Annotated in this window: 10 protein-coding genes; 4 read left to right on the top strand and 6 right to left on the bottom strand. The window is 71.1% G+C overall.

Annotated features, from left to right (window positions below):
• Position 1 precedes the first annotated feature (1 nt).
• The 3 genes from ACWKZU_RS17170 to ACWKZU_RS17160 are packed head-to-tail and all read left to right on the top strand — an operon-like array spanning position 2 to position 2704.
• Positions 2 to 979: a branched-chain amino acid ABC transporter permease gene (locus ACWKZU_RS17170; protein WP_449283550.1), complete on the top strand. Its 978-nt coding sequence runs from the start codon at positions 2 to 4 to the stop codon at positions 977 to 979.
• Entirely contained in the window at positions 972 to 1940 is a 969-nt protein-coding gene (locus ACWKZU_RS17165) for an ABC transporter ATP-binding protein (RefSeq protein ID WP_449283549.1), read from the top strand. The genes ACWKZU_RS17170 and ACWKZU_RS17165 overlap by 8 nt, the downstream gene beginning before the upstream one ends.
• Positions 1937 to 2704, top strand: coding sequence for an ABC transporter ATP-binding protein (locus tag ACWKZU_RS17160; RefSeq protein WP_449283548.1), 768 nt, complete (start codon positions 1937 to 1939; stop codon positions 2702 to 2704). Before ACWKZU_RS17165 ends, ACWKZU_RS17160 begins: the two co-directional genes overlap by 4 nt.
• Positions 2705 to 2807: 103 nt before the next feature.
• On the opposite strand, the gene ACWKZU_RS17155 is transcribed toward ACWKZU_RS17160, so the two are convergent.
• The 6 genes from ACWKZU_RS17155 to ACWKZU_RS17130 all read right to left on the bottom strand — a co-directional run bounded on the left by ACWKZU_RS17155 (position 2808) and on the right by ACWKZU_RS17130 (position 11119).
• The gene (locus ACWKZU_RS17155) at positions 2808 to 4100 is read right to left on the bottom strand and encodes an ABC transporter substrate-binding protein (protein ID WP_449283547.1); all 1293 of its coding nucleotides are present in this window, start codon (positions 4098 to 4100) and stop codon (positions 2808 to 2810) included.
• A gap of 229 nt (positions 4101 to 4329) precedes the next feature.
• On the bottom strand, positions 4330 to 8064 hold the full coding sequence (locus ACWKZU_RS17150) for a chromosome segregation SMC family protein (protein WP_449283546.1): 3735 nt from the start codon (positions 8062 to 8064) through the stop codon (positions 4330 to 4332).
• A gap of 68 nt (positions 8065 to 8132) precedes the next feature.
• Positions 8133 to 8687 carry a TetR/AcrR family transcriptional regulator gene (locus ACWKZU_RS17145; RefSeq protein ID WP_449283545.1) on the bottom strand — a complete coding sequence of 185 codons (555 nt, stop codon included), beginning with the start codon at positions 8685 to 8687 and terminating at the stop codon, positions 8133 to 8135.
• 29 nt (positions 8688 to 8716) lie between these two features.
• A complete protein-coding gene (locus ACWKZU_RS17140; RefSeq protein ID WP_449283544.1) occupies positions 8717 to 9115 on the bottom strand; it encodes a DUF4260 family protein in 399 nt (132 codons plus the stop codon).
• A 97-nt stretch (positions 9116 to 9212) separates the two neighbouring features.
• Positions 9213 to 10388, bottom strand: coding sequence for a hypothetical protein (locus tag ACWKZU_RS17135; protein ID WP_449283543.1), 1176 nt, complete (start codon positions 10386 to 10388; stop codon positions 9213 to 9215).
• 155 nt (positions 10389 to 10543) lie between these two features.
• The gene (locus ACWKZU_RS17130; protein WP_449283542.1) at positions 10544 to 11119 is read right to left on the bottom strand and encodes a GNAT family N-acetyltransferase; all 576 of its coding nucleotides are present in this window, start codon (positions 11117 to 11119) and stop codon (positions 10544 to 10546) included.
• A gap of 57 nt (positions 11120 to 11176) precedes the next feature.
• Here ACWKZU_RS17130 and ACWKZU_RS17125 point away from each other — a divergent pair, with 57 nt between their 5' ends.
• A complete protein-coding gene (locus ACWKZU_RS17125; RefSeq protein ID WP_449283541.1) occupies positions 11177 to 11713 on the top strand; it encodes a DUF1697 domain-containing protein in 537 nt (178 codons plus the stop codon).
• Positions 11714 to 11841: the final 128 nt, after the last annotated feature.

Raw genomic sequence — 11841 nt, 5'->3', positions numbered from 1 at the left:
GATCGACCTGCTGCAGAGCATCCTGCAGACCGCAATCTCACCCACCACCGCTGCGTTCGTGCTGGCGGCGATCGGGCTCAACATCCACTTCGGCTTCACGGGGCTCATGAACATGGGCCAGGCGGGGTTCATGCTCATCGGCGCATACGGATTCGGCGTCTCGGTGTCCTTCTTCGGACTCGGCTTCTGGCCCGCGCTCCTCATCGCGATCGCCGCCGCGCTCGTCTTCGCCCTGATCCTCGGCATCCCCACGCTGAAGCTCCGCGGCGACTATCTCGCGATCGTCACCATCTCGGCCGCCGAGATCATCCGCATGACCGTCAAGCTCGCGGTGCTGCAGGATGTCACGGGCGGCCCCAGCGGCATCCCCGGTCAGCGGTACCGCCCCGTGTTCACCGAGTTGTCCCCCCTCCCGGAGGGGCGGACCTCCATCCTCGGGCTCGAGTACGCGAACACCGGCGTCGACGACTGGTGGACCAGGATCGTCGCGTGGGGACTCGTGGCGCTGTGCCTGCTCGTCACCTGGCTCCTGATACGCAGTCCCTGGGGTCGTGTGCTCAAGGGCATCCGCGAGGACGAGGACGCCGTGCGCAGCCTCGGCAAGAGCTCCTACGCCTACAAGATGCAGGCGCTGATGCTCGGCGGCGTGATGGGCGCGTTCGGCGGCATCGTGATGGCGCTGCCGGCGGCCATGCAGCCCGACTCCATGGGCAGGCCCACCACGTTCAACCTGTGGATGATCATGCTGCTCGGCGGAGCCGCGACGATCTTCGGGCCGCTCCTCGGCAGCATCCTCTTCTTCGTGGTCCGGCTCCTGCTCACGAGCCTCGCCGGAGAGTTCATCCCCGGCTCGCTGCTGACCTCCCAGCAGACCGAGCAGCTGGCCTGGATCCTGATCGGCATCTCGCTGATCCTGCTGGTCGTGTTCAGACCACAGGGCATACTCGGGAACAAGAAGGAGTTGTCGTTCAATGTCTGACGATCAGAACTACCCCTACGACCGGCAGGCCCTCCGCACGACGCTGCGCACGCTCGAGCAGGTCCCCGGCGTCGCCAAGCCCGATCCGATCCTCACGGTCGACCGCGTCGAGCGCCGCTTCGGCGGCATGACCGCGGTCAGCGTCGAGCACCTCGAGGTGCAGCGCGGTGCGATCACGGCGCTGATCGGACCGAACGGTGCCGGCAAGACGACCTTCTTCAACCTCATCACCGGCTTCGACCAGCCCTCGAACGCGCAGAAGCTCATCGGCGGCGGCGACGCGAAGTGGTCCTTCAACGGCAAGGATCTGCGTCGCACCGGCGCCTCCCAGGCGGCGCGCGCCGGCATGGTGCGCACGTTCCAGCTGACGAAGGCGCTCAGCCGGATGACGGTGATGGAGAACATGCTCATCGGCGCCAACAACCAGCCCGGCGAGAACCTGTTCGTGGGTCTCATCAAGCCGCTCTGGGCCGCGCGCGAGCGCGAGAACGTCGAACGCGCCGAGGAGCTGCTGACCCGCTTCAAGCTCGACGCGAAGAAGAACGACATGGCGGGCGATCTCTCCGGCGGCCAGAAGAAGCTGCTCGAGATGGCGCGCGCCCTGATGTCCGATCCGGCGATGGTGATGCTCGACGAGCCGATGGCGGGAGTCAACCCCGCCCTCACCCAGAGCCTGCTCGATCACATCCAGGCGCTCCGCGACGAGGGCACCACCGTGCTCTTCGTCGAGCACGACATGCACATGGTGCGCCACATCAGCGACTGGGTCGTGGTCATGGCCCAGGGCGAGATCATCGCCGAGGGCCTGCCCGAGGACGTCATGAACAGCGCTGCGGTGATCGACGCCTATCTGGGCGCCCACCACGACAAGGACCTCGGGGACGACGACGAGCTCACCACCGGGGTCATGCGCGCGATCGCCACCGAGGTGGCCGAAGAGGTTGAGGAGGAGACGCGATGACCGACTCGAATCTGGTGGTGAAGGCCGACGACGTCGTCGCGGGCTACCTGCCGGGCATCAACATTCTCAACGGCTGCACCCTCGAGGCGTACCGGGGCGAGCTCATCGGCATCATCGGCCCCAACGGCGCCGGGAAGTCGACCCTGCTGAAGGCGCTGTTCGGGCTCGTGAACATCCGCTCGGGCAGCGTCACGCTCGACGGCGAGGACATCACCAACGCCCCGACCAACCAGCTGGTGCGCAAGGGCGTGGGATTCGTGCCCCAGACGAACAACGTGTTCCCGTCCCTCAGCATCGAGGAGAATCTGCAGATGGGCCTCTTCCTGAAGCCCAAGGAGTTCGCGGGGCGCGCCGCGGAGATGTGGGAGCTGTTCCCGATGCTGGCCGACCGCCGCAAGCAGCGGGCCGGATCGCTCTCGGGCGGCGAGCGGCAGTCGGTGGCGATGGCGCGGGCGCTCATGATGGATCCCAAGGTGCTGCTGCTCGACGAGCCGAGCGCCGGCCTCTCCCCCGTTCGCCAGGACGAGACCTTCATCCGCACCCGTCAGATCAACAAGACCGGCGTCACGATCATCATGGTCGAGCAGAACGCCCGTCGCTGCCTGCAGATCTGCGACCGGGCCTATGTGCTGGACCAGGGCCGCAACGCCTACGACGGGCCGGGACGCGAGCTGGCGAACGATCCCAAGGTGATCGAGCTCTACCTCGGCACGCTCGCGACCGACGTGGAGGCGGCGGCGTCCACACACGAGCAGGAGCAGTAGCCGCGCGGGACCGGCGCGAGCGGCGGATGCCGCACGAGCGCCGGCTCCCGCGGACACGAAGAAGGCCGGTCCGAATGGACCGGCCTTCTCTGCGCTGCGAGATCTAGTTGGTCTCGCCCTCGACCGCCTTCTGGAAGACGGGGTTGTTCGAGGAGTCGTACTTGTAGATGCCGATGAACGCGGACGAGGGATCGTTGTTGTCGTTCAGGGGGCCGGTGCCCGCCTTGCCGACGTAGTGGATGTCCTGGCCGTCCTCGAGCAGCGTCTTGCAGTCGGCGAAGGTGGTGCACTCCTCGCCGCCGTCGGCGCCCGAGACCGCGTGCAGCTGCTCGCGGATCGAGTCGGCGTCGGTGGCGCCGGCCTTCTCGGCCGCGAGGGCCACGAGCATCACGAGGTCGTAGGCCTCGGGAGCGTAGGTGAAGCTCTCGAGGTCACCGCTGTACTCGGCGGTGTAGATCTCCTTGAGCTGCGCCTGGAACTCCTCGTTCGACTGCGCACCGGGGATCGAGCCCTGAGCGCCCTCGAGAGTGCCCTCGGGGAACTCCTCGCCGTAGCCGTTCGCATTGCCGTCGACCAGGTAGAACGAGGAGGTGTCGATCCCCTGGTTCACGGCCTCGGGCACGATCTGCTTGAACTGATCGTAGGTGACCACGACGATCGCCTCGGCGCCCGAGTCCTTCACCGCGGTGATCTCGGAGGCGAAGGAGGTCTGCTCGGTCGGGAACTCGTTGCCGTCGCCCTTGCCGCCGTAGACGACCTCTGCGCCGCCGGCCTCGACGGTCTCCTGGATCACGTCGCGCAGGCCCAGTCCATAGGGGTCGTTGAAGGTGAGGAACGCCACAGTGCCCTTGCCGTCGGCGAGGATCTGGTTTCCGAGCGCGTCACCCTGCACGGTGTCCGGCGGAGCCGTGCGGAAGTAGTTCGGGCTGATCCCGCTCAGGTCCGCAGCCGTGTTCGAGGGCGACCCCTGGAGGATGCCGGCCTCGGCGATCCGGTCGACGACGTGCGCGCTGCGGCCGGAGCCCATCGCGCCGAGCACGAACGCCGGGTCGGCGGCGATAACGTCATCGGCGCCCTTCTCGACGACCGTGAGGTCGGTCGCGTCGCCCTCATTGCCCTCGGCGACGACCTCGATCGGCTGGCCGAGCACACCGCCGGCGGCCTCGACATCCGCCAGGGCCTGCGCGATGCCCGCCTGCACCGGAGGCATCAGGAAGCCGAGCGACCCCGTCTGCGGCAGGAGCGTTGCGATCTTCAGAGCCTCGGTGCTCTGCTCGCCGCCACCCTCGGTGGGTCCCGGCTCCTCGGAGCCGCTGGACGAGCATCCCGACAGCACGAGCGCCGCGCTCGCCAGCAGTGCGAGCGCACCGGCCGTCTTCTTGGTGTAAACCTTCATTGGTTACGCCTTTCTCACATATGACAGACGCTCCACCGATGGAGCGCTAGAACCGAGACTATCCCTCCCCATACACTCCGATGCGCTCAACAGCACCGGCGCAACAAAGTTGTTAGAAAAGTCGGTCGCGGGGCCGTGGGCAATCGACAAACCCGGTCCTCCGGGCGGGCGATCGACGGGCTCGGCCCGCCTCGCGCCCGGTCGACCCCGCGCTCAGCGGCCCCGGTGCTCAGTCGTCCTCGCGGGCGATCCGCTGGCCCACCACGGCCGAGATCCCGTCCTGGCGCATCGAGACCCCGTAGAGCGCGTCGGCGATCTCCATCGTGCGCTTCTGGTGCGTGATGACGATCAGCTGGGAGTTCTCGCGCAGCCGCTCGAAGACCTGGAGCAGTCGCCCGAGGTTGGCGTCGTCGAGCGCCGCCTCGACCTCGTCCATGATGTAGAAGGGGCTCGGGCGCGCCTGGAAGATCGCGATGAGCCACGCGACGGCGGCGAGGGATCGCTCCCCGCCCGACAGCAGCGAGAGCCGTTCGACCTTCTTGCCGGCGGGCTTCACCGCCATGTCGATGCCCGTGTTCAGCAGGTCGTCGGGATCGCTGAGCGCGATCTCCCCCGCCCCGCCCGGGAAGAGGATCGGGAACACCTCCGCGAACGCGGCCTTCGTGTCCTCGAACGCCGCGGCGAAGATGCCCTGCATCTTCTGGTCGAGCTCCTCGATGATCGAGAGCAGGTCGGCTCGCGTCTTGGCGAGATCGGTCAGCTGGTCCGCGAGGAAGCGGTGCCGCTGCTCGAGCGCCGCGAACTCCTCGAGCGCCAGCGGGTTGATGCGCCCCAGCTGCGTCAGCTGCCGCTCGGCCCTCGCGAGGCGCCTCTCCTGCTCCGCGCGCACGAAGGGCACGGTCTCGGAACCACCGTCATCCGGCGCGGAGCGGAGCGGAGTCACAGGATCCGCCTCCTGCTCTCCCGCAGCGGTGATCCCCAACTCCGCAGCGAGCTCGGCCTCGAGCGCGTTCGCGTACTGCGGCTCGGGATCGGGGAATCCACCGCCGTCCTCCTCCGCGCGTCGCGCGTCGGCCGAGCGCGAGGACGCGCTCGGCGCCGTCGCCGCGCGAAGCGCTGCTTCGCCTTCGAACGGCCTGACGGGGATCGGCACGTCCGGACCGTACTCCGCGATGAGCACGTCCTCGACGAGGCCCAGCTCGTTGCCCGAGCGCTCGAGCAGGGCGGAGAGCTGCAGCTTGCGCTCGTAGCTCTTCAGTTCGGCGCCGTGCACGCGCTCGGTCAGCGCCTGCAGCTGCTGCCGCAGGCCCGACTCCTCCGAGCGCAGCAGGGTGAGCTCCTGGCTGTGCTTCGCCCGCTCCTGCTCCGCGTGCTGCTGCGCGAGCCGCGCCTCGGCGAGCGAGCGGTCGCAGGCGTCGAGGATCGCCGGGAGCAGCCCCGCGACGCGCTCGGCCTGCGAGACCTGGCGCGACCTCAGCACGGCCCGGCGGGCGGCCTCCTCGGCGGCGCGGCGCTCGGCCTCGAACTGCTCGGCCAGCGTCTCCCGGTGGGCGGCGCCCGCGCGGGAGCGCTCGCGCGCGGTCTCGAGCGCGAGGCGCGCCTCCATCTCGGCGGCGCGTGCCCGGTCGAGCTCGGCGACCAGGCCGTCGCGCTGGCTCGCGTCGAGGATCGGCCGGGGCTCGGCCTCGGCCTCGGCGTGGGCCTGGGCCGCGCGGGCCGCCTCCTTCGCCGCCTCCGCCGCGGAGTCTGCCACGGCCGCGATCGCCTGCCGGGCGCGCTCGGCCTCCGCCTGGGCCGCCTCGGCGCGCGCCGACAGCCGGTTGCGCTCCTTCGACAGCTCGGCGAGGCGGGCGTCGGCCGCGCGCAGCTCGGCGTAGGCCTGCTGGGCGTCGGTCTTCGCGCGGGCCGCCTCCGCCCGCAGCTCCGCGAGCTCGGCCTCGGTCTCGGCGATCCGCTCGGCCACCGCTGCCCGGCGCTGCTCGGCCTGCTCGAGCTCCGCGGTGAGCTCGATGCGCGAGGGCGCGAGACCCGATCCGCCGCTCAGCGTGTGCTCCGTGAGCACGTCGCCGTGCGCGGTGACGACGGTGAAGCCGACCCCGGGGAGCCGCGCCCGCAGCTCGTCGGCGGCAGCCACCGCGTCGGGCAGCTCGTCGGCGATGTAGCTGCGCGCCAGCACGCCGCGCACACCGTCGGGGGCGTCGAGGAGCACCTCGGCGACGCGGGTCAGCCCCGCGATCTCGGGGGCATCTGCGGGCGCCGAGCCGTTGCGCGCGATGACCGCCCGCATCCGGCCGAGATCCCGCTCCCGCGCGACGGCGACCGCCGTCTGGGCGGCGGTCTCGGTCTCCGCCAGCAACGCGTCGGCGAACACGCCGAGCGCGGCGCCGACGGCCGCCTCGTAGCCCTCGCGCACCCGCACGCGGTCCGAGATCCGCTCGCCGATGCCGCCGAGCCCCTCGGCGAGCAGTGCCCCCGACGCGTCGCGCTGATCCAGCGAGCGCGTCAGCGCGCTCACGCGGGCCTCGAGCCCCGCCCGCTCCTGCTCCAGCTCGTGCAGGCGATCCCGCGCCTCGTCGCGCCGCTGCTCGCTTCCGCCCTGCCGCTCCTGGGCCGCTCGGTAGGCGTCGTCGAGGCCGGTCTCCGGGGTCTCGCCGATCTCCTCCCTGGCCTCGAAGTCGGCGAGCTGCTGCCGCGCCTCCTCGGCCCGGGACTCGGCCTGGGCGACGGCCTGCTCGCGGCGGGCGACCTCCTGGGCCACCGTGGCGCGCTTCTGCTCGGCGGCCTCGGCCCGCCCGCGCAGCTGCGAGAGCTGCAGGTCGTGCTTCGACACGAGCTCGCTCTGCGCGGCGATGTGGTCGTCGATCGCGTCGAGCGACTGCTGCGCCTGCCGTGTCGCCGCGCCCGCCCGCTGCCAGGTGCTCTCGGCCTCGGGGATGAGCGCCTCGAGCCGCGCGGACTCCGCGGCGGCCTCGTCGACGGCCGTGCGGCTGATGCGGTTCAGCTGCTCCGGGGCCTCGGCCTGGGTGGCGAGGAAGGTGAGCCGCTGCTGGGTCTGCGCGTACAGTCCGCGCAGCTTGGACTGCACGGACTCGAGCCCCATCGTGACGCGCCGCGCGGCGTCGAGCTCGTCGCTCTGCTGATCCTGCTCGAGCCGCTGGATGCGCAGCTGCTTCTGCTCCACCTGCTCCTGCAGCACGATGCGCTCGGAGTGCTGCTCGGCCTCGTCCTTCGCGAGGTCGTCGAGCTCCCGGCGCAGCCTGAACACGTCGTCGGCGAGCAGGCGGGCCTTCGCGTCGCGCACCTCGGCCGCGATCCCCTGCGCCTGCTTCGCGACCTCGGCCTGCCGCCCGAGCGGCTTCAGCTGCCTGCGGATCTCGCCCGCGAGGTCGCCCAGGCGGGTGAGGTTCGTCTCCATCGCCTCCAGCTTGCGCAGCGTGCGCTCCTTGCGGCGGCGGTGCTTCAGGATCCCGGCGGCCTCCTCGATGAAGCCGCGGCGGTCCTCGGCGGTCGCCCGCAGCACCGCGTCGAGCTGGCCCTGGCCCACGATCACGTGCATCTCGCGGCCGAGGCCCGAGTCGCTCAGCAGTTCCTGCACGTCGAGCAGGCGGCATCCCTCGCCGTTGATCGCGTACTCGCTCGAGCCGTTGCGGAAGAGGGTGCGGCTGATCGTCACCTCGGAGTACTCGATGGGCAGCGCGCCGTCGCTGTTGTCGATCGTGAGCCGCACCTCGGCACGCCCGAGCGGGCCGCGCGTGGACGTGCCCGCGAAGATGACGTCCTCCATCTTGCCGCCGCGCAGCGTCTTGGCGCCCTGTTCGCCCATCACCCAGGCGAGCGCGTCGACGACGTTCGACTTGCCCGAGCCGTTGGGTCCGACGATCGCGGTGACGCCCGGCTCGAACTGGAAGGTGGTCGGCTGGGCGAAGGACTTGAAGCCCTTGAGCGTGAGGCTCTTGAGATGCACGCCGCCGCCTTTCCGTGTTCGAGTCGCTGCCGTCGGGTCTCCGGGTTCCCTCGCCGATCCCTACGACTTTACCCGGAGAGCGTGGCGGAGAGCGTGCGCCAGGCCGCATCGAGGTCGGTTCCGGCCGGGAAACGTCCGGCGATCTCGAGCGAGACGAGTCCGTGGGCCGCGGCCCAGGCGAGCCGCGAACGGGGGTGCCCGCCCTCGGATCCCTCGCCCCCGGATCTTTCGCCCTCGGATCCCCCGCCCTCGGATCCCTCCCCGAAGAGACGCAGCGTCGCCGCCATCGCCGCCCGCTCGGCCCCGGGCTCGAGCAGCGCGCGGTCGAGCGGGCCGTCGGTCGCGAGGCGGTACAGCTGCGGGGCGTCGAGCGCCACCGCGCGGTAGGCCGCGGCGAAGGCGGCGACCGACGGCTCGGCGGCGTCGAGCGCCGCGGCCAGGCGCCGGAACCAGCGCGAGATCAGTGCGTGCCGCAGATCGGCGGCGCCCGCGAAGTGCTTGTAGATGCTCGGCGGCTTGATGCCCGCCTCGCGCGCGAGCGCGTTCACGCCGAAGCCGGCGAGCCCCTCTCGCTCGAGCACCCGCTCGGCCAGGTCGAGCAGCTGCTCGCGACGCGCGGCCATGCGCCTGCCCCGCTCCGGATCCCGCCGCCTCAGCCGAGCCGGTAGCCGACCGGGATGATGCTGCCGTCGGGCGCCCGCAGCCCGAAGCCGAGGGCGCGATCCGCCGCGATGTGCACGAACCAGGCGACGCCGGCCAGCACGATGGGCCAGAACCCCCCGTCGAGGGCGCCGGTCACCGCGAAGACGATCAGGCCCACGACCAGCAGCACGATGGGATAGGTCATCGTGTGCAGCGTGTTGTAGAGGCGCACCCGGCTCGGCTTCAGCCGTCCTTCGCCAGCGAAGGCGCCGATGAGCGCCAGGTCGGGGAACAGTCCGAAGAACACCGCGACGAGCGTCGCCCACCATCCCCAGAAGACGCAGCACAGCACGATGACCGCGAACCAGACGAGGGCGCTCATGCCCCAGCTCACACGCATGAAGTTCATATGGCTAATGGTATTAGCTCAAGGCGGCGAGCGCCAGCGGCCAGCGCCGGCGGCGAGCAGGGGCGTCCTCGCGTGGCGCAGCCCGACGGGGCCCTCCTCATTCCTCGGAGATCTCCTCTCCGCTGCGGGCGTCGAAGCTGCGCGAGCTGTCCTCGTAGGTGCCCTCGATGCTCGCCTCGATGACGAGCCGACCGCCCTGCGGCCGAACGCCGACGTTCGAGACCGAGGCCCCGGGCGTCTCGGCGTAGACCCTCCCCAGCGCGTCCCGCACCGCATCGGGGTCGATCTCGTCGACCGTGAAGCGGCCCTCCGTGCCGGAGAGCACCGACGTCCACGACAGGCTCAGCACTCCGCCGCGGAACGCGTAGACGTCCTCCCCCTTCGGATCCGTCGTCGAGTAGGCGGCGATCGAGTAGTAGCCGTCGAACATGTACAGATACACGAGATCCCGGTCCCCGAGCTCCTCGCGCAGCTCCGCGAGATCCAGGTCGAGCTGCGCCGAGTCCCAGGTTCCGTGGACCTCTCCGGTCAGCCGCTGCGGCACCTCGGCGGCGACGGTCGTGAAGCGCTCGAAGCCTCCGAAGACGTACTGCACGGACAGCACGGCGCCGGTGGCGAGACAGGCCGCGACGAGCAGGAGGTTGAGTGCGGTGCGCCCTCCCGAGGCCGGACGTTCCGCCGCCGCGCCCGCCCCGTCCCCCGCCCGATCCGGCCGCGACGCCGGCGCGGACGGCGCGGGCACGCCGTCGTAGCGCTCGGGCGCCGCTCGCAGGGCGGCCGCCCATTCGAGGTCGGGAGCGGGATCCAGGCGCGGTCCCGGCGGGGTACCGGACTCCGCCGCCAGCACGACATAGCGTCCCGTGAAGAAGTTCGGCAGCTGGCCCATCGTGATCAGCTGGGAGAACGTCTCCGCACGCGCGTCGCCGCCCTCGGGGAAGACGGTTACCGTGAACTCGTACAGGTGGTGGAAGTTGCGGACCGTCACCCCCAGCTCGCGCAGCGACTCGATGCGTGCGATCTGCCGGGGCGCGTCCGACGCGGGCGGGTGCTCGGGCTTCAGGCGCGCGAGCGACCCGAGCGATCCGCCGTTCGGCGCCCGCACGCCCATGAGCAGCGCGAACGGCAGGATCAGGGCGGACGACACGGTGCCGAGCACGAACGGCAGCACGGCCCGTTCGGTCCAGCCCAGCACGAAGCCCAGCACGCCGACGAGCGTCGCCCCCGCTCCCACCCAGAACACGATCAGCATGGCCCGTCGAATCCACTTCCCCATGCTGCCAGCATAGGCAAGCGGCGCGACCGCGTCGGTGCGACCGGACGAGACCAACGGCGAGCGCGATGGCCGCGGCGTTGATCTCGCCCGATCCCTCGCACCGCTCCCTCGAGCCGATCGAACCGCCGTATCCGCGACGGCTTCCGTCCCGGCGCTCAGGAGAGTTCGCGTCGCATGACCACCCGGGGGAATCCCTCGAACACCGAACGGCTCTCGGCGACCTTGGCGAAGCCGGCGCGCTCGAACAGGCGACGGGTGCCGGCGTAGGCCATCGTCTGGCCGATGCGCGCGCCGTCGGCGATGTCGACCGGATAGCCCTCGATCGCCGGGGCGCCGGAGTTCCGCGCGTGATCGACGGCCCCCGCGATCAGCGCGTGCATGACCCCCCGCTTCCGGTATCCGGGTCGCACCCGGAAGCACCACAGCGACCACACGCCGTCGTCGTCGACGTGCGGGATCACCCGGCTCCGCGCGAAGCTCGTCTGCGCCTTCGGGTGCACCGCGGCCCACCCGACGGGCTCGTCGTCGAGGTACGCGATCACCCCGGGAGGCGGATCCTGCGCGCACAGCCCCCGCACCCGCTCCGCCCGCTCGGCGCCGCGCAGGGCGTTGTTCTCCTTGCTGCCGATCCGATAGCTCAGGCAGAAGCACACGTTCGAGGTGGGCTTCCTGGGGCCGATGAGGATCGCGACGTCCTCGAAGACGGTGGCCGGCCGAACGACGATGTCCATGCCACCAGTGTGGCAGAATCGCCGGGAGCATCGCCCCCGGCGCGCTACCCTGGACGGGTGAGCACCCCCGAGCGGCGCATCGTGCTGATCCGCGCGGTGAACGTCGGCGGCACCGCGAAGCTGCCGATGGCGGAGTGGCGCGCACTCGCGCAGGCGCTCGGCGCGCGCGAGGTCTCGACCTACATCGCCTCGGGCAACATGGTGTGCACGATCGACGGCGACCCGGCGGCGTTCGACCGCGCGCTCGAGGTCGAGGTCGAGACCCGCTTCGGCTTCCATCGCGAGGTCATCAGCCGCACCCGCGACGAGCTCGCCGCGGCGCTCGAGGCGCACCCGTTCGAGGTCGTCGAGCCGAAGCTCTCGTACATCTCGTTTCTCACGGGACGGCCGAGCGCGGAGGGCGTCGAGGCGGCGCGGCGGCTCGATACGGGAGAGGATCGCTGGGAGCTCGTCGGACGCGAGCTGCACCTGCGCTACGCCGACGGCGCGGGCAGGCCGCAGCTCAAGGAGCCGCAGCTGATGCGCGCACTCGGAGCGACCGGCACGTCCCGCAATCTCAACACCGTGCGCAGGCTCATCGATCTGGCCGCCTAGGGCATCCGCCGGCCGCCCCGCCCGGGCGCGGCCGGCGGGCTCGGAGCGCCTGATCCCGCGCGCCCCTCACGCGGCGAGCGGCGCGAGCGGCCTGGGGTCTCGATGCGTCAGGGGCGCCCCCGGTCTCA

The sequence above is a fragment of the Leucobacter sp. genome, assembly GCF_053528595.1.
This window is presented reverse-complemented; position numbering and strand designations above follow the sequence as displayed.

Bases quoted from the DNA above. Each gene is read 5' to 3' on its own strand.
- ACWKZU_RS17145 (WP_449283545.1), bottom strand. From the start codon at position 8,687: ATGGCCGCGCGTCGCGAGCAGCTGCTCGACCTGGCCGAGCGGGTGCTC.
- ACWKZU_RS17155 (WP_449283547.1), bottom strand. From the start codon at position 4,100: ATGAAGGTTTACACCAAGAAGACGGCCGGTGCGCTCGCACTGCTGGCG.
- ACWKZU_RS17160 (WP_449283548.1), top strand. From the start codon at position 1,937: ATGACCGACTCGAATCTGGTGGTGAAGGCCGACGACGTCGTCGCGGGC.
- ACWKZU_RS17165 (WP_449283549.1), top strand. From the start codon at position 972: ATGTCTGACGATCAGAACTACCCCTACGACCGGCAGGCCCTCCGCACG.
- ACWKZU_RS17135 (WP_449283543.1), bottom strand. From the start codon at position 10,388: ATGGGGAAGTGGATTCGACGGGCCATGCTGATCGTGTTCTGGGTGGGA.
- ACWKZU_RS17130 (WP_449283542.1), bottom strand. From the start codon at position 11,119: ATGGACATCGTCGTTCGGCCGGCCACCGTCTTCGAGGACGTCGCGATC.
- ACWKZU_RS17140 (WP_449283544.1), bottom strand. From the start codon at position 9,115: ATGAACTTCATGCGTGTGAGCTGGGGCATGAGCGCCCTCGTCTGGTTC.